Source organism: Paenibacillus sp. FSL H8-0282 (assembly GCF_037963825.1).
GTDB classification, from domain to species: domain Bacteria; phylum Bacillota; class Bacilli; order Paenibacillales; family Paenibacillaceae; genus Paenibacillus_AQ; species Paenibacillus_AQ odorifer.
Genome location: NZ_CP150146.1, coordinates 5,502,664 through 5,526,673, shown reverse-complemented (window position 1 = coordinate 5,526,673; position 24,010 = coordinate 5,502,664). Strand labels below are relative to the sequence as shown.

Annotated in this window: 14 protein-coding genes and 1 other annotated feature; of the genes, 8 read left to right on the top strand and 6 right to left on the bottom strand. The window is 46.7% G+C overall.

Features of this window, described 5'->3' with window-relative positions; all coding sequences use genetic code 11:
* The first annotated feature begins 19 nt into the window (after positions 1 to 19).
* On the top strand, positions 20 to 3,364 hold the full coding sequence (locus NST94_RS23980; protein ID WP_339281367.1) for a cellobiose phosphorylase: 3,345 nt from the start codon (positions 20 to 22) through the stop codon (positions 3,362 to 3,364).
* Between the two features lie 61 nt (positions 3,365 to 3,425).
* Here the strand turns inward: NST94_RS23980 and argS are convergent, their stop codons facing one another.
* A complete protein-coding gene (gene argS / locus NST94_RS23975; protein ID WP_339281366.1) occupies positions 3,426 to 5,291 on the bottom strand; it encodes an arginine--tRNA ligase in 1,866 nt (621 codons plus the stop codon).
* Positions 5,292 to 5,331: 40 nt separating this feature from the next.
* Positions 5,332 to 5,550: a binding site (T-box leader), on the bottom strand.
* Between the two features lie 249 nt (positions 5,551 to 5,799).
* Here argS and NST94_RS23970 point away from each other — a divergent pair.
* The 3 genes from NST94_RS23970 (at position 5,800) to NST94_RS23960 (ending at position 11,611) form a co-directional block, all read left to right on the top strand.
* A complete protein-coding gene (locus NST94_RS23970) occupies positions 5,800 to 6,159 on the top strand; it encodes a hypothetical protein (protein ID WP_036687001.1) in 360 nt (119 codons plus the stop codon).
* 45 nt (positions 6,160 to 6,204) lie between these two features.
* Complete coding sequence (locus NST94_RS23965) at positions 6,205 to 9,384, top strand: collagen-like protein (RefSeq protein WP_339281365.1); 3,180 nt, start codon at positions 6,205 to 6,207, stop codon at positions 9,382 to 9,384.
* Positions 9,385 to 9,814: 430 nt separating this feature from the next.
* Positions 9,815 to 11,611 (top strand): exosporium glycoprotein BclB-related protein, encoded by a 1,797-nt coding sequence (locus NST94_RS23960; RefSeq protein ID WP_339281364.1) that lies wholly within the window; start codon positions 9,815 to 9,817, stop codon positions 11,609 to 11,611.
* A 73-nt stretch (positions 11,612 to 11,684) separates the two neighbouring features.
* Here NST94_RS23960 and NST94_RS23955 read toward each other — a convergent pair whose 3' ends face one another.
* From NST94_RS23955 to NST94_RS23935, 5 genes are all read right to left on the bottom strand, one after another.
* Entirely contained in the window at positions 11,685 to 15,029 is a 3,345-nt protein-coding gene (locus tag NST94_RS23955) for an SNF2 helicase associated domain-containing protein (protein WP_339281363.1), read from the bottom strand.
* Between the two features lie 81 nt (positions 15,030 to 15,110).
* Entirely contained in the window at positions 15,111 to 15,800 is a 690-nt protein-coding gene (locus NST94_RS23950; RefSeq protein ID WP_076129439.1) for a TetR/AcrR family transcriptional regulator, read from the bottom strand.
* Between the two features lie 57 nt (positions 15,801 to 15,857).
* On the bottom strand, positions 15,858 to 16,907 hold the full coding sequence (locus NST94_RS23945) for an ABC transporter permease (protein WP_036685018.1): 1,050 nt from the start codon (positions 16,905 to 16,907) through the stop codon (positions 15,858 to 15,860).
* Positions 16,904 to 17,635: an ABC transporter ATP-binding protein gene (locus NST94_RS23940; RefSeq protein WP_076129437.1), complete on the bottom strand. Its 732-nt coding sequence runs from the start codon at positions 17,633 to 17,635 to the stop codon at positions 16,904 to 16,906. Before NST94_RS23940 ends, NST94_RS23945 begins: the two co-directional genes overlap by 4 nt.
* Before the next feature lie 904 nt (positions 17,636 to 18,539).
* Positions 18,540 to 18,680 (bottom strand): hypothetical protein, encoded by a 141-nt coding sequence (locus NST94_RS23935; RefSeq protein WP_339281362.1) that lies wholly within the window; start codon positions 18,678 to 18,680, stop codon positions 18,540 to 18,542.
* Positions 18,681 to 19,021: 341 nt separating this feature from the next.
* Between NST94_RS23935 and NST94_RS23930 the strand changes: the two genes are divergently transcribed.
* From NST94_RS23930 to pstA, 4 genes are all read left to right on the top strand, one after another.
* Positions 19,022 to 20,458 (top strand): stalk domain-containing protein, encoded by a 1,437-nt coding sequence (locus NST94_RS23930; RefSeq protein ID WP_076220484.1) that lies wholly within the window; start codon positions 19,022 to 19,024, stop codon positions 20,456 to 20,458.
* Positions 20,459 to 20,512: 54 nt separating this feature from the next.
* Positions 20,513 to 21,373: a phosphate ABC transporter substrate-binding protein gene (locus NST94_RS23925; protein ID WP_038573065.1), complete on the top strand. Its 861-nt coding sequence runs from the start codon at positions 20,513 to 20,515 to the stop codon at positions 21,371 to 21,373.
* Between the two features lie 82 nt (positions 21,374 to 21,455).
* Positions 21,456 to 22,403 carry a phosphate ABC transporter permease subunit PstC gene (gene pstC, locus NST94_RS23920; protein WP_036685038.1) on the top strand — a complete coding sequence of 316 codons (948 nt, stop codon included), beginning with the start codon at positions 21,456 to 21,458 and terminating at the stop codon, positions 22,401 to 22,403.
* Positions 22,400 to 23,281, top strand: coding sequence for a phosphate ABC transporter permease PstA (gene pstA, locus NST94_RS23915; protein WP_339281361.1), 882 nt, complete (start codon positions 22,400 to 22,402; stop codon positions 23,279 to 23,281). Before pstC ends, pstA begins: the two co-directional genes overlap by 4 nt.
* Positions 23,282 to 24,010 lie beyond the last annotated feature (729 nt).

The following is a 24,010-nucleotide window of genomic DNA, read 5'->3' as shown; positions in this document are numbered from 1 at the left end:
AATGGAGGAAGTGTATAATATGACTACTAATTTGAATACTAACATCCGTTTAAACGCCGGGGATCTATCCTTCACTTTTACAAACAGCGGGGACTTGTTCCAAGTCCTCTACGAACGGACAATGATCAATCAATTGCTGCCAAGCATTGTGGATGGTTCATTATCCAATCTATATTTGCGAGTGCACAATGATGGAAACATTCAAGCCATTCCTTTGCTGGGCATTCATTCTTCAAGCACTGTACGTAAGGCTGGAAACCGTTTGGTTTGGGAAGGTACTGCGGAAAATATTGAATATCAAGTTATTTTCACCCCTACTGCAGGAGGAGCTTGGTTCTGGGATGTGAAGCTTACTGGACAAAATGCAGAGGTAGATCTTGTGTACGGACAGGATGTAGGGATTGCTGATATCGCCGCTGTCCGCAGTAATGAAGCTTACCTGTCACAGTATATCGATCATGCGGTATTTGAGGATCAATCCAACGGGTACGTTGTTTGCTCTAGACAGAATCAGCCGCAGGGCGGGAAATTCCCATATCTGCAACAGGGTTCACTTACCAAGGCAACAAGCTTCTCAACAGACGGTTTTCAATTCTTTGGACTGTCCTATAAAGAAACCAACCAACCAGAGAGCTTGGGTCGTGAGCAATTAAGTAATGAGATCTATCAATATGAATTTGCATATACTGCGCTGCAATCGGAACGGGTGAAGCTGAGCGGGGAAACACGGTTTGTGTTCTACGGATTGTTTAAGCAAGATCATCCAGAAGCGATCACTGCGCTAGAATTTGCTAATGATATTGCTGCGGCTTGGGATGCTGTTAAAGATTTACCTTTAGAAGCTGAAGCAGCACTTGAACGTTCTTTCTTCTCGAAGGAGCTGGGAGCACCGCTGGCTGCAGATTCGCTGACAGAGAAAGAGATCGGGGTCTTGTTTCCGGTTCGTTATCAGGAGGAGAGAGAAGGAGACACACTACTTTCCTTTTTCACGGAGAATTATGAGCACGTAGTATTAAAAGAGAAAGAAATGCGCGTAGAACGGCCACACGGCCATATCCTGATGAGTGGGGATAACGCTCGACTTAATGATAAGGTCATCACAACAACTTCTTATATGTACGGGATCTTTAACTCCCAAGTGGTAATTGGAAATACCAATTTCAACAAGCTAATGTCCAATCCAAGAAATGCGCTTAACATTCCAAAAGCTTCAGGACAACGCATTTATGTAGAGTGGAACGGTGAATATCGTTTGCTGACCATGCCTTCTCTATTTGAGGTTGGTTTCAACTATGCTCGTTGGTATTACAGAACAGATGGTGAATGCTTCATTATTACGAACTACACCACCGAAGATTCGCCGGAGATATTCCTGAATGTGCGTTCGGAAAGCGGACGAGCTTATCGTTATTTAGTCACTAATCAAATCACCATGAACGTTAATGAATACGAGCTTCCATATCAATCTAAGCAAGAAGGTGGAGCAGTAATCTTCTCGGCTGACAGAAGCGCACTAAGTGCTGGTGAATATCCCGACTTACAGTATAAATTACAGGTACAGGGTGCGGAGTTAACTCTGCAGGATGAAGGTAGACTTGTCTCTCCTGTTCAACCAACTGAAGCACCGTTAGCAGTACTGGAGCTGTCTGCCAGCAGTGAATGGACCTTGAATATTCAAGGCCTTCTGGATGGTAAGTCACTTGCTCCAAGAAATCGTTCAGCTGAGGAAGAGATTTCTGCTTATCGCGCGTTTTATGCTGGTGTGATGAATGGCTTCCGCCTGACGCTTGGGGACGGAACAGAAGGTGAACTGTTTAAGGTTAACGCTCTGACTTGGTGGTACACACATAACATGCTGGTTCACTATTCGGTTCCACATGGTTTAGAGCAATATGGTGGCGCTGCTTGGGGAACCCGGGATGTATGTCAGGGACCTGTGGAATATTTCATGGCTACGCAAAAATACGAACAGGTTCGTGAAATTTTGCTGACGCTGTATAGTCATCAATATGAAGAGGATGGCAACTGGCCACAGTGGTTCATGTTTGATAAATACACGAAGATACAACAAGAAGAAAGTCATGGAGATATTATTGTATGGCCGCTTAAGGTGCTTGGAGACTACTTGGCAGTAACTCAGGATTACAGCATCTTGGGAGCAACAGTACCGTATACCCGTAAGCACAGCTTTGACTTTACAGAAGAAAAAGCGACGTTGCTGGATCACGCACGGAAGGAAATTGCTTATATTAAGGATCATTTCCTGCATGACACACATCTGTCTTCTTACGGTGATGGAGACTGGGATGATACGCTCCAGCCTGCAAATCCACAGCTGAAGCAGTATATGGTTAGCAGCTGGACAGTGGCGCTTACCTATCAGACACTTAATCAGTTCTCAGAGGTACTTCGTTCAGTTGATCAAGCTGAGGCAGAGGAACTGAAGGCGATGGTGGAAGGAATCCGTAAGGATTTCCATACTCATATGCTTCAATCCGAAGTGATTCCTGGCTTCCTGTATATGGAGGACCCTGAGCAAATTAAACTTATGGTGCACCCAAGTGACACAGAAACAGGTATTCAGTACCGTCTGCTGCCTATGACGCGCAGTATGATCAGTGAGCTGCTTACTCCGGAACAGGCCGAAGCACACTATGATGTCATTCAGGATAAACTATTCTGCCCTGACGGTGTGCGTCTGATGAATCGTCCAGCTCAATATGTTGGCGGGGTCAGCACTCATTTCAAACGTGCGGAGCAAGCGGCTAACTTTGGCCGGGAAATTGGACTTCAGTATGTGCATGCACATATCCGTTATGTAGAGGCTATGGCCAAGCTCGGTAAAACCGATCAGGTCTGGAAGGGTCTGGCAGCGATTAATCCGATCGGAATCCGCGATGTGGTGCCAAACGCTGAACTACGTCAAGCTAACTCCTATTTCAGTAGCTCGGATGGTAAATTTAACACCCGTTATGAGGCACAGGAGAATTTCGATAAACTGCGCAATGGTGACGTAGCTGTTAAAGGTGGCTGGAGAATCTATTCCAGCGGTCCTGGGATCTATATGAACCAGTTAATCTCGAATGCACTGGGGATCCGTACGGAAGGTGGAGACTTAATTGTTGACCCTATTCTGCCGGAATCGCTGGATGGAATGCACTTTAGCTTTGAATATGCAGGCACTAAGGTAGACTTTATCTATCACCTTACAGGTCGTGAGATTAGTCAAATTACTATCAACGGTACGGAAGTGCAAACAGAAGGTACACCTAACCGCTATCGTAGTGGTGGTGTTCGCATCAAACGTGCGGACTTTGATCGTCTCAGCACGGAAGCTGGAAATGTGATAGAGATTTATAAGTAACATTATATATAGAAGGGCAATCTCCGCGTTAAGCGCGGAAATTGCCCTTTTTTTGTGTTTTTTACATTCGGCTCGGTGTCGGTAACCCAAGCACTTCGAGCACATCTCCCAAGATGTCCTTGAATCTTGAAGTGAGCCAGAGGCGGAATTCGATCGTAGCTGGATCTCCTTTTAGAATCGGACATCCAGAATAGAAGTTGTTGAACAGTGTAGCTAAGGTATGTGCGTAAGTGCAGAGCGTATTTGGCGTTAACTCTATACTTGCTGAATGTAATATCTCCGGCCAGAGGCTTAGCTGTCTTAGCAGGGCAAGCTCTGCTTTTTCCAATTCGGAAGGGAACTGAAGCTGTGCGGCAGCTGTAAGGATTGGGATCGTAGCTTTACTCAAAACGCTTGTCGCACGCGCAAAAGTATACATCAGATAAACTCCGGTATTGCCGGATATTTCGGTAGCCTGTTTGAAATCAAACACGATTTCCGTTCCTAAATTAAACCGCAGCAGATAGTAGCGAATCGCAGCAGTGGCAATCAATCGGCTGGAGAGGCCGTCTTTATCGGAACGTGAGTGCTCAATGTTCTGTTCCATAAGCTCCACCAGATCGCTTACCTTAATCCCGATTCCCTGGCGTCCGGACATAGCATAAGAAGATTTACCTTCTGAAATATCTATACCCAGCTCGGCCGCCGAAGCGGGACTAAGAGATACAACACCATAGCTCACATGATGGAGTTTGTCTGCTTGCTCGTTATAACCTAGTGCCCCTAAGGCTTGCTTAACCATCTGTTGTGGATATTCCTGTCTGTAATCGATCACATTGATGACTCTGTCCGCCTGCCCATAAGATTCTTGGGTTCCAGTTAATCCAGTTGTCCATAAACCGGACGAGAATTCGCTATAGGAGAAATCTTTGGTCAAAAGACCAAATTTCCAGAGATGATAGGCAATATCTTTGGCTGTATACGTTAAAATCCCATTCGAACGCACCAGCACCTTATCGAGCTGATGCTCCTCTGAATCCGCTCCAATGTTAGCCTCTGTTCCTTGCTTCAGCACCCAGCAGCCTGCGAGTTTACCTTCAGTCTCTTGTACAAAAACGGCTGTCTGCTTCAGTAGCTCAGCTGCGGCTGCCCAAAATCCCTCTTTTAAAATACTGCTCTCCCATACCAGCAAATCATAATAAATCCCAAAATGTTTCATTTCCTCTACATGCTCTCTAACGATGCGTTCAGCTACAAGGTTGCCTAGCCAGGCTTCGTTACCGCCCCCTTGTTCAAGGGAGTGCAGTATATCTGTGCGCTTGTGTGTCATCTCCGGGTTCAGCGCATATTCTTTGTTCACTTTGGCATAAAGATCCCAGCAAAAATCACCGAAACGTTGGTGTTCCCCTTCTAAAGATATATTTAATAATCCAACAACTGTATCCGCCAGCTGATTGCCGAGATCATCAATGTAGTTATGGACCTCTACGTTATACCCAGTTCTTTTCATAATTCTGACTAGAGTATCGCCGATACAGGCGTTTCTTAGATGACCTACGTGAGCGGCTTTGTTGGGGTTGATAGAAGTGTGCTCGATGATGACTTTTTCGCCAGTGCTGGCAGGCAGTTCAAAGGAATGTTCAGCCCAGCTTTGCCAATTCATATACAAATTGATAAATCCGGGAGCAGCGACTTCAACTTTTTGTAAAAGACCGGCGAAGCGCCCTTGGAATTGAAGCTCTGCTTTCACTAATTCTGCTATGACCATTGGGGATTTACGTAGAGTTTTGGCTAGCTGCATAGCGATATTGCATGAATAATCACCATGTTCTAGATTTGCTGGCTGTTCGATCAGAATGGCAATGTCCTCTGGATAGTCAGCTCCTAAGGTATTGAATACACGTTGTACACTGTGCTCGATTCCGTCTTTGATGATTTGATTTAACATGGTATACCCTCCTTTGAAAATACAAAAAAGCCCTCGTCTCAAAAGAGACGAGGGCTTTAGCGCTCGCGGTACCACTCTCGTTGCTGAACAAGTTGTTCAGCCACCTTACGGGATAACGGCCTTCAGCCGGGACTTCCTACTAAGGTTCAGAAGTCCATCTCACGGGTGCGCTTCATTAAAGGGATCTGTACCGGCTTACACTCTCCCGGCTCGCTGAGGACTAGATCTCGTTAATTACTCTCCCGCTCATCGATGCTTAATTAATTTTTACCAGTATACCTAATATTTCATAAAAAGCAATAGTGGTTAGCTTCTTAACAATCTTGGTTGCTCTTTGTTGTTAGATTATCAGTTTAGTAGATTATAAATTTGAAAAAAGAAGGCTGTCTTGTTATAGGACCAGCTGTTCCTTTACACAACAGTCCACACGCTAACTCAAGCCAAGGAATATTACTATACGGAGCCACTAATCTTTCAAATTGTAGTGGAAGGGAGGAGTGAATAAAACATGGCTATTTTTTCTACTGGACCTATAGATAACAGCCCGATCCTAGGGGTCAGACCGTCGCAACTGGTAACCGTAAAAGTAGTTAATCGGGATTCTCTTAATCCTTATAATCTAGTTATTCAAGGTTTCCTTCTTAACGGATCAAGAACGATGTATGTGAATGAAACAGTAAATCTAGCACCTAATCAAGTTTTAACTAAGAACTATTTTGCCGATTTGGACGCATTTGAATTTGTGTTTACAACAGTAGAAGCAGTTGAAGCAGAGGTTGGGATTTCAGTCTGGGGAAAACAGAACTCGGGGGCATTGGTAGATCCTCATCGCATAGTTGCGTGGGAGAAGCAGGCAGTATTAATTTAATAATTATTTTTGTGACACAGTTAACGTTAAAGGAGTGATGAGAAATTGAGTTATTTATCTACCGGACCGATAGACAATAGTATGGTAGGGGGTGTAAGACCTACTCAGCATGTTACTGTCAAAATTGATAACCGAAGTGACATTGATTCATCAATGGCTCTTGTTCAAGGATACTATATGGATGGGACAAGAACTTTATATGTAAGCGAGCTGATAAATGTAGCACCTAATGAAGTTATAACACGTGATTATTATGGCGATTTTGATGCGTTCGAATTTATTTTTACAACTACAAGTCTGGTAGATGATCCGATTCAAATCTCAGTATGGGGAAAAAATAGCGTTGGCCAGATTGTGACTGCCCATCGACTTGTACATGCAGAATTGCTTGGTGTAACGCAAGGAATAACTGGCGCGACCGGGGCGACTGGTGCAACGGGAGCGGATGGAGCAACAGGAGCAACGGGAGCGACCGGCGCAGGAGAGACTGGTGCGACAGGTGCAACAGGGGCAGATGGAGTGACTGGTGCAACCGGGGTGACTGGAGCGGATGGAGCCACTGGAGTGACTGGGGCAGGAGAGACAGGGGCAACAGGTGCCGATGGAGCTACAGGTGCAACTGGTGCAACCGGAGCGGATGGAGTAACTGGAGCGACCGGAGCAGGAGAGACTGGAGCTACAGGAGCAGACGGAGTAACTGGTGCGACTGGAGCAACGGGGGCCGATGGAGCAACGGGTGCCACAGGAGCGACCGGAGCAGGAGAGACTGGGGCAACAGGAGCAGATGGAGTGACTGGTGCGACTGGTGCAACGGGAGCAACTGGAGCGGATGGAGCAACGGGAGCAACGGGAGCAGACGGAGCAACTGGAGCGACCGGAGCAGGAGAGACTGGGGCAACAGGAGCAGATGGAGCTACAGGTGCAACAGGAGCAACGGGAGCAGACGGAGCAACGGGAGCGACTGGAGCAGGAGAGACTGGGGCAACAGGAGCAGATGGAGCTACAGGTGCAACAGGAGCAACGGGAGCCGATGGAGCAACGGGTGCCACAGGAGCGACCGGAGCAGGAGAGACAGGGGCGACAGGAGCAGACGGAGTAACTGGGGCGACTGGAGCAACGGGGGCCGATGGAGCAACGGGTGCCACAGGAGCGACCGGGGCAGGAGAGACTGGGGCAACAGGAGCCGATGGAGTGACTGGTGCGACTGGTGCAACGGGAGCAGACGGAGCAACCGGGGCGACCGGAGCAGGAGAGACTGGGGCAACAGGAGCAGATGGAGCTACAGGTGCAACAGGAGCAACGGGAGCAGACGGAGCAACGGGAGCGACTGGAGCAGGAGAGACTGGGGCAACAGGAGCAGATGGAGCTACAGGTGAAACAGGAGCAACGGGTGCTACCGGAGCGACCGGAGCGACCGGAGCAGGAGAGACTGGGGCGACTGGAGTCGATGGAGCAACTGGGGCGACTGGTGCAACGGGAGCTGACGGAGCAACGGGAGCGACCGGAGCAGGAGAGACTGGAGCTACAGGAGCAAACGGAGTAACTGGTGCAACGGGGGCGACTGGTGCAACGGGAGCGGATGGAGCAACAGGAGCAACGGGAGCGACCGGAGCAGGAGAGACAGGGGCAACAGGAGCAGACGGAGTAACTGGGGCGACTGGTGCAACGGGAGCGGATGGAGCAACGGGTGCTACCGGCGCGACCGGAGCAGGAGAGACTGGGGCAACAGGAGCAGATGGAGCTACAGGTGCAACAGGAGCAACCGGAGCAGATGGAGCAACGGGAGCAGGAGAGACTGGTGCTACGGGTGCAACGGGAGCAACGGGAGCAACGGGAGCAGACGGAGTAACTGGAGCGACCGGAGCGGATGGAGCAACAGGAGTAACTGGAGCGACTGGCGTAGCAGGAGCAACGGGAGCAACGGGAGCAACCGGAGTAGCTGGTGTAACCGGAGCAACGGGTGAAACAGGAGTGACCGGAGCGACTGGAGTAGCAGGAGCAACGGGAGCAACCGGAGTAGCTGGTGTAACCGGAGCAACGGGTGAAACAGGAGTGACCGGAGCGACTGGAGTAGCAGGAGCAACGGGAGCAACCGGAGTAGCTGGTGTAACCGGAGCAACGGGTGAAACAGGAGTGACCGGAGCGACTGGAGTAGCAGGAGCAACGGGGGCAACAGGAGTAGCTGGTGTAACCGGAGCAACGGGTGAAACAGGAGTGACCGGAGCAACAGGAGTAGCTGGAGCAACGGGAGCAACAGGAGTAGCTGGTGTAACCGGAGCAACGGGTGAAACAGGGGTGACCGGAGCAACGGGAGTAGCTGGAGCAACGGGAGCAACAGGAGTAGCTGGTGTAACCGGAGCAACGGGTGAAACAGGGGTGACCGGAGCAACGGGAGTAGCTGGAGCAACGGGAGCGACTGGAGTAGCTGGTGTAACCGGAGCAACGGGAGCAACAGGAGTGACCGGAGTGACTGGAGTAGCTGGTGTAACCGGAGCAACGGGTGAAGCTGGAGTGACCGGAGCGACTGGAGTAGCAGGAGCAACGGGGGCAACAGGAGTAGCTGGAGTAACGGGAACAACGGGAGTAACAGGAGCGACTGGAATAGCTGGTGTAACCGGAGCAACAGGAGTAGCTGGTGTAACTGGAGCAACAGGAGTTGGAGTGGCCGGAGCTACCGGAGCAACTGGGCTCACTGGTGCAACAGGTGCAACCGGAGTAACTGGAGCTACAGGTCCGAACATTCAACAAGAAGGGTTTTCTGCTTTCAAGCCCTCATTGGCAATTTCCACATCTACACAATTAACTGGCTGGACTGTGACAACACCTTTTTATGATAGCCCGTCTTTCGACGAAGTTGGCGGAAATTATACCATTCCGACAACTGGTAGATATTCGATTGAAGCGACTATCAATTATTCTACAACTGCCTCACTTTCTATCAGTCTTGGTGCTGGAGTTAATCCGGCTTTCGTAGTTCAGAGAACTTCTCCTACTGCAACAAATCTGGTAAGTGGGTTGTTCCCAGTACTTGATGTGAATGTTGCACTTATATTAGATTTGAGAGCAATTTTGGGAAGTGGTACTGTGACGCTGGCTGGAGAATTTGCATTAACCGCAGGTGATGTGATTGGCTTGTTCTATGTGGCAAATGGTTTGACGGTTCCTTTGAATTTGGGTGGAGCGAACTCAGCAGGTATCGTCTGGTCTGTTCATGAATTAACTTAAGCTTATTTATCTTCAAGTTCAGTGTTTATAACAGGGGTAATTCGGTAGCCGTTAGTGTGGCTCTCGGGTTACCCCCTGTTTTGTTGGCATATGTTATAAGTCGACTGGAATGTTGCTTATTAGATTCTTATTCTATTAAACCAGTACGGATTTTCAGCTTATTTTAATAAATCAAATATGTGTAATAGTAGTTTTTAAATGGATGTCCACACCTTAATTCAAAACAAGAATAGTACTATAAAGAGCCAAAAAATATGAACTAATTTTCTAGGCTCATAGATTATCAACTTAGAGTAGGTGGGAGGAATGATTATAGATAAAAACACATTTTATACAAAGCTATTGAGGAGAATCTTGTTCGATTGATTTGATTTTTGAAATTCAAATAATACGAGTATTTTAAAATCTATACAAAATGAGGTGTTGAAAATTGAGTCAACTATCTACTGGTCCCATAGAAAATAATCTGGTAGGGGGTGTAAGACCTACTCAGCTTGTTACTCTTAAAATTGTCAATCAGAGCGATGACACTCCGTCAACAGTTCAAGTCGAAGGTTATTATATGAATGGGACAAGAACTTTATATGTAAGTGAGCTGGTTAATGTAGCTCCTAATCAAGTAATTACTAATGATTATTATGCAAACTTTGATTCATTTGAATTTTTATTCACAACACCAATTATGATTGATGATCCCATTCAAATTTCAGTTTGGGGGAAAAGCAGCACAGGTCAATTAGTGACTGCTCACCGCCTTGTCTACTCTGAATTATATGGAGAAAATATAGGAATTACAGGTGCTACTGGAGCTACTGGAGCTACAGGAAGCGTTGGTGCAACGGGAGCGACAGGTGCTGGCGTAACCGGAGCCACAGGTGCTGGAGTAACGGGAGCGACAGGAAGTGCAGGGGCAACGGGAGCGACAGGAACTGCTGGAGCAACGGGAGCCACAGGTGCTGGAGCTACTGGAGCTACAGGAAGCGTCGGAGCAACGGGAGCAACAGGAAGCACTGGAGCAACGGGAGCGACAGGTGCTGGCGTAACCGGAGCAACAGGAACTGCTGGAGCAACGGGAGCAACAGGAAGCACTGGAGCAACGGGAGCGACAGGTGCTGGCGTAACCGGAGCAACAGGAACTGCTGGAGCCACGGGAGCGACAGGAACTGCTGGTGTAACGGGAGCGACAGGAAGTGCTGGTGTAACGGGAGCAACGGGAACTGCTGGAGCAACGGGAGCGACAGGTGCTGGCGTAACCGGAGCAACAGGAACTGCTGGAGCCACGGGAGCGACAGGAACTGCTGGTGTAACGGGAGCGACAGGAACTGCTGGAGCCACGGGAGCGACAGGAACTGCTGGAGCAACGGGAGCGACAGGAACTGCTGGAGCAACGGGAGCGACAGGAACTGCTGGAGCCACGGGAGCGACAGGAACTGCTGGCGTAACGGGAGCGACAGGAACTGCTGGCGTAACGGGAGCGACAGGAAGTGCTGGAGCCACGGGAGCGACAGGAACTGCTGGCGTAACGGGAGCGACAGGAACTGCTGGTGTAACTGGAGCGACAGGAACTGCAGGAGCAACGGGAGCAACAGGAACTGCAGGAGCAACGGGAGCGACAGGAACTGCTGGTGTAACTGGAGCGACAGGTGCTGGCGTAACTGGAGCAACAGGAACTGCTGGTGTAACTGGAGCAACAGGTGCTACTGGTTCAGGTGCAATTATTCCATATTCTTCTGGTCTTCCAGTAGCAATGACCACTGTATTAGGGGGGCTTTTGAATACTTCAAGTGCAGTTGGTTTTGGTAGCAGTGCAACCAATATCAGTATTACAGGCGGTACTATAGATCTCACCGGAGCGGCTGGAACCTTGCTGAACTTTGCGTTCTCGGTTCCTAGAACTGGAACGCTTACGTCTATGGCAGCCTATTTTAGTGCGACAGCTTCCGTTAGTTTAGTGGGGTCTACGGTAACAATCACGGCTCAATTATACAGATCTACTACACCTAACAATACCTTCACAGCAGTACCTGGGGCTTTAGTTACGTTAAGTCCTCCGCTTACAGGATTAATTGCTCTTGGAACTATTAGCAGTGGTAATACCACAGGTTTGAGCATCCCTGTAACTGTGGGAGAACGCTTGTTGTTGGTCTTCACTTCGACGGTCACGGCTGGCATTGACGTTGCAACAACTGTTGCTGGCTATGCTAGTGCAGGAGTTACAATCGCATAATCTGAAGAAAAAGGGATATCCCGATAGCCCTATGGGCTGCAGGATATCCTGATTTTTTCTCCAATATTGTTATTTAGATCATCAGAATCTCCCGGATATCTTGCTCTGTAAGGGTAGACAGGCTTTCTTGACCTGGCTGGATGACCTCATCAATCAAGTTCTTTTTCTTCTGCTGCAGCTCATACATCTTGTCCTCTACGGTGCCTTGGGTGACGAGACGAATTACTTGCACTACATTTTTCTGCCCAATCCGGTGAGCCCGATCCGCAGCTTGCTGCTCGACGGCAGGGTTCCACCAAAGATCGTAAAGGATTACAGTGTCTGCCCCAGTTAGGTTGAGCCCAGTCCCGCCGGCCTTTAAGGAGATTAAGAAAATATCACGCTCTCCTTCATTAAATTTATTACATAAATCTACTCGTTGAGAAACAGGCGTTTGACCATCTAAATAAAAGTATGGAATGCCCTGATATCCTAGTTCACGTCCAATCAGGCCGAGCATCTCTGTGAATTGTGAGAATACTAACATACGTTTACCCGAACTGCGACATTCTTCTATAATTTCGAGCAGCTGCTCGAATTTAGCAGAGCTTCCTTCATATCCATCGACAAAAAGAGCAGGGTGGCAGCACAACTGGCGCAGACGAGTTAGTCCCGCCAGAACTTTGATCCGATTATTATTGCCGAAGCTATCTTGGGTCAAATGCTTAAGCGCCTCTTTTTTCAAACGGGCGAGATAAGCTACATATAACTTTTTTTGCTCCGGCAGCAGTTCACATGCTTGTACGGATTCGATTTTGTCCGGAAGTTCCTTTAACACATCACTCTTTAAGCGCCGCAGCAAAAAGGGACGCGCCCGCTTCGCAACCGTTTCTCTTGGTAAATCATGAAAAGCTTTTTTGCCTGGAAACAACCCAGGGAACACGGTGCCGAAAATGGACCATAAATCTTCCAACGCATTCTCCACGGGAGTACCCGTAAGTGCAAAACGGTGCCGGGCTTGAAGCGCCATTACAGCTTGGGATGTCTGTGTAGTATGGTTTTTTATAGTTTGTGCTTCATCGAGAATCAGGGTATGAAAAGACTTTTTAGCATACAGCTGAACATCTCTGCGAAGCAACGGATAAGAAGTGATGATTACATCAGCTTTTGCTGTATTTTTTAAAATCCGCCCGCGCTCAATTAGATTACCGTCTGCAATGACAGCTTTGATCTCTGGCGTGAATTTTTTAAGCTCATTAAGCCAGTTATAAGTGAGAGACGCAGGAGCGACAATTAGGGCAGGCAGTCCATTCTGGCGGATCTCTGGAAGTTCTGACAGGAGAAAAGCGATACTTTGCAGCGTTTTGCCTAACCCCATATCATCCGCCAAAATACCACCAAAACGGTAATGGGCCAACGTCTTCAACCACTGAAATCCATATTGTTGATAATCCCTTAGCACAGGAACCAGACTGTCAGGTATAGGAAAATCAAGATTCTCAGGATTCCGCATGTTCGCAAGTAACCTTTTAAAGGATCTGCCCAGCTTAATGGAGTCACTCTTAGCATCCGTGGAGGTCAAATGTAGCCCGCGAACAACGGGCAGAGAAAATTCCACCCCTTTGATCTCACCTTCCCGGATGCCTATATCATTCATAAAGGTAATGATTTCTTGAAGCTCCTCGCTCTCCAGTGGTAGCAGGGCCCCATCAGGCAAGCGGTAGTATCTGCGTTTTTCCTGCAGGGATTTCAGAACCATAACAATCTCAGCTTCTGGAATCCCCCCCATATCGAATTTAAAATCAAGCCAGTCCGTCTTTTCATTCCAACTAATGCTCACCTTAGGGGGTGTAGTGCTCGTAAACAGTCTTGCTTTGACTGCGGAGGTCGCATAGACCGAAAGCAGCGGTTCCAGCAGCGGAATGGTATGGTACAAAAAATCGTACTCGCCCTCTTCGTCTGTCATAATATATCCGCCCTCAGTTTTAGCGAAGGATTCGTGTTCCATCAGCTCCAGAATGCGAGCTTCTCCCTCCCCGTCTCGCAAAAGAATCAAATTCGTCCCGCGAACATGGGCTTTTTCATCTAAAGGGTTGATCACAATGTCACCATATTGGAACTCTAGTCCGGCGAGCAGCCGATCTCTCACACGGTCCAGATAAAGCCTCGCGATAAGCCTATGTTGAACAATTCGATCCGCAATGGAGTCGGCGATATGGACGTTGCCCAGCTTTTTCAGACCAGGAATAACCTTGTCCATAAAAGACTCCATTTGCTCGGGGGCAATATCGATACCATTTCGGCGGGAGGAATCCAGCATTTTTTTCATTTCAGCAAGGCGTATGCATTCTTGAGGGGATAGCTTCAGCAACTTACCTTCCGACAGTACTATCCCGTAATCTTCTAAGACCGAAATCTGCTCAAGTCCTTGAATATCCAGATGATATCCATCCTCTTCTGCCTGTTCAAATTCAAAGCTGAGTGGAGGCGCCTCATTGGACACGTGGATGCCTTCGTATAGCACCTCTTCTTGTTGCAAAAATACCGACGAGACCTCTGAAAGCGCAGGTTGAAGCGACTCCCAGAAAAAAGGAGGGACGGCCAGCAACCGATCTCCCCCAATACTCCCCCCATAAGGTGAGTAAGGAGTGACGTTATCGCGGTACATTTTTTCATTTAATACAATATCAATCAGCTTCTGTAGAACAACATTATCTTCCTTCCGGAAGCTGTAAATGGCAGGATCATAAATAAAATGTTTCGTGAACTCAAAGGATTCTCCGCGGTGTACACTTTCTAGAAATCCCCTTATTTTCTGAACAATATATAGACGTTTTGGACCGACTTTCATTTCTATACCCAGCATGGTGTGGCTGTAACTATAAGTGAACGGCTTGCATGTAAACTCTATATTTAGAGGAAGTCTGTTATCTACAAAAGCCCCCGTACCGCTAGGACGCGGTGTATGGTTGCTGAACATCCCCAGTAGGCTGCTCACGAGCTGTTGATCTTTGGACTTTCCCCCCTTGTCTTGCGCAGTATCTGTAAAAATACGTGGGGTTAGAATCTCAGTATCTTCTATAGAAGACAGGTGCGAAGTATCGGTAAGCTCTGAACGATCTCGGCCAGTTTTAAGGGCGTCAACGTTGATCATTACAGCCGCGATATGTTTACAGAATGGCCCCCCATGGGAGTAGGCTGGACAATTACACTCTGCCTGGACATCCCCATCAATATCAATGACCACCATAACTTCATAGTCGATCGCCCCCTGAACAATGGCTTCATATCGAGAGCGGGGTAAATCTGGAATGGAGTCATTGTATTCTTCAACTTCAATTATATCGACACTTTCAGTTTGGTAATAAGCTAATCCTTTTTCAAAAATAGACTTGCCGCACAGCAGTTTGATTACCCGTTCTGATACACTAAAGCCCATAACATAATTCCTTCCTCATAACTTGATCTCGAAAAGTCCGAATTTAATATAGTACTTATGATAACAGAACGGGCGTGCGCATCAAATAGGGGGTGTTGCTTTACTTATTCCATGCATGATAAAAGCGATCGTCAGGTTGATTTCTTCCTCGTCGTTCCAGTCCTTATCTGGCTGCAGCAGCAAGCGATTCATCAAATAACCTACGACAGATGAGAGTGTGAAGCGTATAAGTGTGGGTGTAGGCACCTCTATGATTTCACCCTTTTCCTTAAAATGTTCAACAATATCAATCACGCGCTCCAGTATTTTGCTAAGAATATTCTCTACAAACTGCGCTCTAACTGTTGGCTGAAAAGGAATCTCCTGAATAAGAATCTTAAGAATTTTAAAATTCTTGCGGGCGAAATCCAGCCGATTGATCATAAATGCCCGCAGGAACTCCTCGAAGCTGTCGTAGGGCATATCGAGCACGCCGTTGAAATTCCGCAGCACAAAAGGCGCAAGCATGCGACTCATGGTAGGACCTACTATGGCAAGCAGCAGATCATTTTTAGTCTTGTAATAGCGAAAAATCGTTCCCTCGGCCACGCCCGCCTTCTGAGAAATTTCACTCGTTGAAGTCGCAGAGTATCCTTTTTCGGAGAATACCTCAATCGCCGCTTGTAGAATAGAAATCTGCTTCGGTGTCAGTTTCTCGTCTTTGCTAAGGGTCAGCAGCTCTTCTATCCACTGCTCTTCTATATTTTGTTCCGTAGAAACTTCCTCTTTCATTACAATAATCCTCCATGCTTAATTCATTTTGTTTCAATGATAATAGCTTTTGTGAAGTTACATTTTGCGATGTTTGCGCAGTGCCAATACATTCAGCAGCATAAATAGCAGCGAAAATCCTATAAGTACATAGACATCCAGTGCAATTGCGCTCCATCCTTTGCCACGGACCATAATGTCCATCAGAGCTTCTGATCCGTAATAGATCGGTGTAGCGAGGCCAACGCGCTGGAGCCACAGTGGGAGGGTATCGAGCGGGAATAATCCACTGAGGAAGATTTGTGGCACTATAATGAGCGGAATGAACTGAATCATCTGCAACTCATTGGCTGCAAAAGCCGACAGCAGTGTGCCCAACGTCAGCGCTGTCATCGATAGGAGTAATGTGATCAGCAACACGTAACCAAAGCTGCCTGTCATCATAATGCCAAGAATCTGTATGGAATACCATGAGATCAATAGCGCCTGAAAAACGGTAAATATGCCGAAACCACATACATACCCGAGCACAATCTCCCATCTTTTTAATGGAGTCGAAAGTAGGCGTTCAAGCGTGCCTGTGGTTCGTTCCCTTAAGAAGGATACACCTGCAATCAAGAATACGAAAAAGAAAACAAATACGCCAATCATAATGGGACCGAAACGGTCGATCGTCTTCATATTCTCAGAACCGTAAAGATAGCTGATCTGCGGCTGTAATTGTTCCTTTGTACTTGGAAGAAGTTTTTGGGAGATTTGTTGCAGCGTCATGATTACTGCCTTATTGGCTGTAGGGTTGCTACCTTCTAACAGCACTTGAGGCGTAACTTGCGAATCTCCGGCGGTTCCGTTCAAAGTGATCAAAGCGTCAATTTTTCCTTCTACTAAAGCGCCTTTTCCCAGCTCTGCGCTGGCATATTCTTTGATGGTGGCATTTTGTTCTTTTAACGCAGCTGACATATTTAGAGGTACACCGGACACACCGATTTTGGGTTCATAGGCGTCACCGTTGAAGACCAAGCTCATTAAGCTTAGAACGAGGAGTGGTGCAATGAACATTAATGCCATTGTTCTTTTATCATGAATGAATTGTCGCAAAATCCTTAAGGTGATCGCTCGGATTCTCATGAACGCACACCTCCATAATATAAAAAGGCTTCTTCAATAGAAGCTGAACCGGTGGCTTGCAGCAGTCCGGCAGGCGTGTCGGCAGCAAGCAGCTTGCCATCACGGATCATTCCGAGCCGGTCACATTTTTCAGCTTCATCCATGACATGCGTGGTCAGCACAATAGTGGTGCCTTTCTGGTTCAGCGCTTTTAGTTCCTTCCAGATGGATAGCCGCAATACCGGATCTATGCCAACTGTAGGCTCATCAAGAATAAGCAACGGCGGTTCATGCAGCAGCGCGATCGCCAATGATAAGCGGCGTTTCATCCCGCCGGAGTATTGGTCTACTCTTTTTCTTAAATGATCTTGTAAATTAACGATCTCCATTACGGCTGTGATGCGTTTGGAGCGTTGCTCCCCCTTTAGTCCATATAGCGCTGCAAAAAACTCCAGATTCTCCTTCGCGCTAAGCTCCGTGTACAAGGCATCAGACTGGGCCATATACCCAATCTGTTGCAGCATAGTCAGCTTCGGCATCGTCACGCCAAGTATTTTCACCTCGCCGGAGGTTACCTCATCGATACCTGTAAGCAGCTTCACTAATGTTGTTTTTCCTGAGCCCGATGGCCCTAGTATGCCAAAGGTTTCCGCACGTTCCACTTGAAGCGAAATATCCTCGAGCACCTGTTTCTCTCCAAACGCTTTCCCGACATGGCTCACTGAAATAACTGGAACCTCTGAACCCATGTTTATCTCCTCGATTCTGAATGTTCTGGGATACTTGCTTGAGTTGAAGATGAAGATGGTGTAGATGGTGTAGATGGTGTAGATGGTGGTGATGGTGATGGTGATGGTGATGGTGATGGTGATGGTGATGGTGATGGTGATGGTGATGGTGATGGTGTTGAACTGCATTGCGTTAAACACTCTAAGTACATAATGAGTGAGTACTCACTCATTACTCTGCATCAAAAGTTAGGAATTGTAAACCATATATTTTATACAAATGTATCCCACAGTATAAGCTTAATCCCGATTGAGGTTTGTTAATTCAACTTGTCCTTTTACTATGTATATAGAGATGATTTGAATGAAAGGCAAAAGTGCCACTAAATAGTGTCAGTCCGCCTAAACTAGGTAATAGAAAGACATAAATGCCCTTAAATGGCGTCGATCCACTTAAATCAGCTAAAAGAAAGGCATAATTGCCTCAAAATAGCACGGGTTTACCTAAACCAGACAAAAGAAGGGCATAAATGCCACTAAATAGGCATGATTTAGATAAATCAAGCTAAAGAACGGTATAAATCCCGCACAATGAGCTCAATCCGACTGAAGTCAGTAAAAGAACGGTATAAATCCCGCACAATGAGCCCGATCCTACTAAAGTTAGCAAAAGAACGGTATAAATCCCGCACAATGAGCCCAATCCCGCTAAAGTTAGCAAAAGAACGGTATAAATCCCTCACAAAGAGCTCAATCCGACTGAAGTCAGTAAAAGAACGGTATAAATCCCGCACAATGAGCCCAATCCTACTAAATTCAGTAAAAGAACGGTATAAATCCCGTACAATCAGCCGAATCTCCTACGATGACCCTTACGCAGAACGCACCTCAACAGACCAGTTAGTTTTTAAATCGTAAGCAGCAGTCACATAATTGATAGCAGACTCTCGCCAGTAACAAGCTTCCCCACGCGCCAAGCGATCTCCGTAATACGCTCCCCACCCGCCCAAGCGACCTCCGCAATATACTCCAAGTGCCCATCGACCTTAGCAACAAGCTTCTCCACGCACCCAAGCGAACTCCACATATACTCCACCCGCCCACCTCGGCAACAAGCTTCCCCCACCCGCCTGCAATCTCAAATTAGTCCCTACGTCTCACCAAATCCCAAACAATTCTCCAACTAAATAAGCTAGCCACACCAAGCACCTTTTTACGAAAAGAGGCTGTTTTTGCTCTTTAGTTCATTTGGTTTAGAGCAAGAAAATTGTTAAATGAGCTAATATACCTGATTTTTTAAAAAAAAGAATACTAGTTAATATTTCCATTACATTCCTCTGCAACAGAATTGACAATTGTAGACGAAAATGACATTAGCAGTTACCTATACGAAAAGGGTGAATCTAATTGAAAAACAGTAAATGGATTAGCGCAACGTTGGCTTCAGCACTTCTTGCAACAGTAGGCGTTGGAAGTGTATCTGCAGCTAGCACCGGCAGTAATGTAAAATCTGTAGCTACCAATCAAGTCGCTGCTGTTACAGCAGTTAAAGAAGGTACAACTACTTGGAATGTAAACGGAACGCCGATTGTGTTTAACACCATTAACAGCAGTGGTTACAAGCTTTACTCGCTGACTCAGGTAGCTGGTGAAATTGGGGCTAAGGTAGTACTGGGAACAAGCGGGTTTGAACTTAACGACAGCAAAGGACTACATAATGTGCAACTCAAAACAGGCTCAAAGAGCTATCAAGTAGATGGTAATTCCGAATCGTTCACAGTGGCTCCAGTGTTTTATAACGGTAAAACTTATGTAGAGCTGACTAAGTTAGTTATTGCATTAGGTGGAGAGCTGGACGCTGATGCTAGCACGATTTTGAGCTTTGCACGTCCGGAAGGATTGTTTGATACTTTGCACTGGACGGCAGCTGGTAACCTGATTGCGAACAAAAGTGATGCTGAAACTACTCAGCTTATCAAATTCAGTACAGAACCAGGTAACTATGAAGTGTTTTCGTCAAATGACAGTGCGGTGGACTTTGCAGTATCGCCGGATCAACAGTGGGGAGCTTTTAATGATGAGAAAGGTTTGCTGAATCTGATTAACTTGTCTAGCGGAGCTGTTAAAACACTAGGCACCGACAATAGCGTGAAGACAGATCTGGTTTGGTCCAAAGATGGGAAAAGCATTTATTTCATCCAAGGAGACAAGCAAGAAAAAATCGCTAAAATCTCAGTAGAGACTGGTGATGTTAAATCCGTTTTGGCTGACAAGGTTGAGAATAAATCCGAACTGCGCATTTCTGCTGACGAAAAAAGCGCCGTTTATATCGTTAATTTGACGGGTGTTGCTAAAAATGATGCAGACAGCACAGAAGATTCTCTTACGGTAGACTTCAGCTCGGCAGGAGAGCAGCTTTACAAGCTTGATCTGGCTACAAAAGATGCTAAACCAGCTGCATTAACAACTACAGCGGATAACAAGCTTTACCCAGAGATTTTGGCTGATGGAAATGTGGCATACCTGAGCGCAGATGCAGACGGCAATGCGAAGAATACCCTGAAGCTTGTAAAAGCGGACGCAACCAGCACTAATATTGCACTTGATATCGAAGTGAATTGGTCCACTGGCGTTAGCAATGGTTTGGTAGTGGCAGGTACTACGGCAGACGGAAGCACAGTGATCTATTCTATCGATGGTAGTGGTGCAAAGACCGAACTGTTCCGTACGGCTGAAGATGTATCTGAAGTATCTGTATCTAAAGACGGAAGCAAGCTTGCGATTGTGAGCGGCGACAGCGTATGGGTTATCCAAGGCGGTAAAGGGCTGCAACTGACTAAATAATGATTATCCCAAACATATTTTAACGGCCTAGAGCCGAGAGGAGAAAATAGTACAATGAAAATCTTCAAGAAATTAACAGTAACGGCTTTAACAGCCGTAATCGCGGTAACCGCATCTTTTGCAGGGATTGCAGCAGCAGCAGATTCACTTAGTGGCAAAATCACCGTTAACGGTTCAACCGCACTTCTTCCATTGACCTTGCAAGCGGCAAAAGAATTCCAAAAGCTGCACCCTAAAGTAAAAATCGCAGCATCTGGTAAAGGTTCTGTAACTGGACCACAAGCTGTGAAAAAAGGCATCGCTGATATCGGCGCTTGCGACTGGGATGCTAGCATCGACGTACCAGGCTTCAAAGCTTTTGACGGACAGGTAGCGAACAAAGTGGCTGTCATTCCTTTTGCAACGATTGTAAACAAAAATGTGGGTGTAGATAACCTCACAACAGAACAACTTAAAGGCATTTTCGCTGGCAAAATCACCAACTGGAAAGAAGTAGGCGGCGCAGATGCAGATATCGTTGTCATCACTCGCTCTTTCGGTTCTGGTACCCGCGTTAACTATCAAGCTAAAGCCTTGGATGGCGGAGATATCGTTAAAAAAGCTAAGAACTACAAAGAAACAGGTTCATCCGGCGACATGAAAACAGCAGTAGGAACTACTCCTAACTCCATCGGTTATATCGACCTTGTTTATGTAAGTGGCGACGTAAAAGCAGTGAAACACAACGGTATCGCAGCTACTACAGACAACGTAATTAACGGTTCTTATAAGATTTGGGCTTATGGTTACTACATGACTAAAGGCCAACCTACTGGCGCAACTAAAGAATTTATCGAATACGTACAAAGCAAAAAGTTCCAACAAGGTTCTCTGAAAAAGCTTAAATTCATTCCGATCGCAGCAATGAAGGGTTAATAACATCTGAAGATCATATTGAACGGTAACAGCGGCCAGCCCCGATTTTGATACGGGGTTGGCCGCTTACAGGAGGGAAAGTATGGGGGCACCAGTCCACAACCTGGCAACTAAGGTTAAGGAGGGCGTTACAGAAGTTAGCGCCAACTCCAAACGTCACAGTAGACATATGTTTAGCAACCGATTATTCCGCTTTTATTTCTTATTCAGCATTCTTGCACTTTGCTTCGTGCTTGGACTTGTAATTCTATTTATCGGCAAAACGGCGCTGCTTCTGTTTGGTCATCTCTCGCCTGCGGACTTTTTCTTTTCTTTTAACTGGACGCCTGAAGAGGACTCCTTTGGGGCTGCTGCCTTCATTGTAAATACACTTTCACTGACGGCTTTGACCCTGCTGATCGCAGTACCTATTTCTGTGGGTATGGCCGTGCTCTGTGCGGAGATTGCTCCAAAGTGGATGAAGACCTTCATTCGCCCGGTGCTCGATTTGCTCGTTGGTATTCCTTCTATAGTATATGGTTATTTAGGCTTAACGGTATTACTTCCTTTTCTGCGTAGAGTTAGTGGGGAGAGCTTGGGCGATGGATTACTGGCTGCGGCCCTCGTGCTCGCATTAATGGTCCTGCCAACAATTTGCCGAATCAGTGATGATGCTATTGTCGCTGTTCCACGCAAATATCGGGATGCTGCGTACGCTCTTGGATCTACCCGTTTGCAAGTTATTATGCGTGTTGTTTTGCCTGCTGCTAGCAGAGGAATTATCTCCGCGGTCATTCTCGGGATGACTCGTGCTGTGGGGGAGACAATGGCTGTAGTTATGGTTATCGGAAACACACCACAGTTGGCGAAAACCTTATTTACACCTGCCTCGGTCTTGACTAGTAACATCGTTATGCAAATCTCGAATGTAGAGTTTGAGTCAACCTGGAATTATGCCCTACATATGATGGCCTTTCTTCTGCTGGTGATTTCATTTGTACTGATTCTGATCATCCGCGTGCTGGGTAGAAAAAGGAGGGATGCAGCGTGAACGGATTCGCAAGTACAAAGCATACAGCGCGTGCTCAGAGACGCAATAAGCTCGCGACTATTGGGTTTTATACGCTTGGGGCTTTAGTCATGCTGCTAATCTTCTGGCTGCTCTTCACGATTCTTAGTAAAGGTCTGCCAGCGCTGCGGCCTGACTTCCTGATTAAACAGCCTGAAGAGATTGACGTAGGTGGCGGGATCGGTCCTGTACTTTTCAACTCTTTTTATATTTTGTTCATCTCGCTGCTTATTTCCGTCCCTATCGGTTTAGGTGCGGGGATTTATATGGCGGAGTATGCTCCGGATAATGCTTTTACAGGCGGCCTGCGTATATGTGTAGAAGCTCTCTCTTCGGTTCCTTCAATTGTATTTGGTATGCTTGGACTTGCGATATTTGCTGAATATTTTGGGATCGGCCTGACGATTCTTGGCGGTGGGGTAAGCTTGGCCCTTTTGAATCTGCCTATGCTTGCACGTGTGACGGAGGAAGCGGTTCGTGCTGTTCCTGGGGAGATGCGTGAAGCTGGATATGCACTGGGCATGACTAAATTCCACGTGATCCGCACAGTAGTTCTACCCGTTGCAATGTCAGCCATTGTTACTGGGATTTGTCTCGTTGCTGGGCGCGCCTTCGGGGAGTCTGCGGTTATTATCCTTACCGCTGGCCTCAGTACCTCGGGCCAAATGTGGGACTTTAATCTGTTCTCGCCGGGAGAAACCCTGGCAGTGCATCTATGGTATGTACAATCTGAAGCAATTGTAGAAGATGCGCGGCAAATCGCTGACAAATCAGCGGCAGTACTCGTATTTGTAGTTCTGTTTATTAACTTTGCCTTCCGTTTTCCGCTCTGGCTCGGAAATCGTCGCAAAGGGCGCTGATTCCGCTAATATAGGAAGACATGCATAAAAAAACTGTCTCTCGGCGAGAAATCGCCGTGAACAGTTTTTTTATTCCCGATTAAATAAGCAAAGGTACTCCATCCATCGATAAAATTGCTAATACGCGTGTCCTATGAGTAATTGGATTGGCCACGCTTAGCTTATAAAAAACTGAAAAAATTCCCATATTTAAAAATCAGAAATGGGAATGTGAAAAGTAATAGTCGATGAGTAGTGAGCGATGAGTGATGAGTGTGAGTGGTGAGTGGTGAGTGGTGAGTGGTGAGTACTGGTGATTAGAGTGGTTTTTAATTGCACTTTATACACTTATTTTTGATGGGGATAGGTTTGTTTGGGTTTAATTGTACTTTGTGCAGTTAAAAATGGTGAAAAGGACATTCTAGGAGTAAATCTGAGAATATAAGTGTATGAAATGCAATTAAAGCGAGTTTTGGAGGTAAAAGGGTACTTTTAGTTGCAGAAAATGCAATTAGATAGCATGTAGCGGCGTTTCTCCGGAAAAGCAGCCGTGATGTTCTAATGCGGCGGGGTATGATGTGGTATTGACTCATAGAAACTGATCATCGATTGCTAAGCTTCACAGAACCCTGAGCCCCAATGAGTTCTAAGTGTGACCAAGTCCGAGCGAGCATCAAAGGTTAAGCTCCATCGACTCATAGCCCGACGAGGCATGGGTTTTCACTGAATTCTAAGTTTCGAATGCTAAGC

Excerpts from the sequence above, each read along its gene's own strand:
- NST94_RS23950 (WP_076129439.1), bottom strand. The coding sequence starts at position 15,800 with ATGAAAGAGGAAGTTTCTACGGAACAAAATATAGAAGAGCAGTGGATA.
- NST94_RS23940 (WP_076129437.1), bottom strand. The coding sequence starts at position 17,635 with ATGGGTTCAGAGGTTCCAGTTATTTCAGTGAGCCATGTCGGGAAAGCG.
- NST94_RS23945 (WP_036685018.1), bottom strand. The coding sequence starts at position 16,907 with ATGAGAATCCGAGCGATCACCTTAAGGATTTTGCGACAATTCATTCAT.
- NST94_RS23925 (WP_038573065.1), top strand. The coding sequence starts at position 20,513 with ATGAAAATCTTCAAGAAATTAACAGTAACGGCTTTAACAGCCGTAATC.
- argS (WP_339281366.1), bottom strand. The coding sequence starts at position 5,291 with ATGTTAAATCAAATCATCAAAGACGGAATCGAGCACAGTGTACAACGT.
- NST94_RS23955 (WP_339281363.1), bottom strand. The coding sequence starts at position 15,029 with ATGGGCTTTAGTGTATCAGAACGGGTAATCAAACTGCTGTGCGGCAAG.
- pstC (WP_036685038.1), top strand. The coding sequence starts at position 21,456 with ATGGGGGCACCAGTCCACAACCTGGCAACTAAGGTTAAGGAGGGCGTT.
- NST94_RS23980 (WP_339281367.1), top strand. The coding sequence starts at position 20 with ATGACTACTAATTTGAATACTAACATCCGTTTAAACGCCGGGGATCTA.
- NST94_RS23970 (WP_036687001.1), top strand. The coding sequence starts at position 5,800 with ATGGCTATTTTTTCTACTGGACCTATAGATAACAGCCCGATCCTAGGG.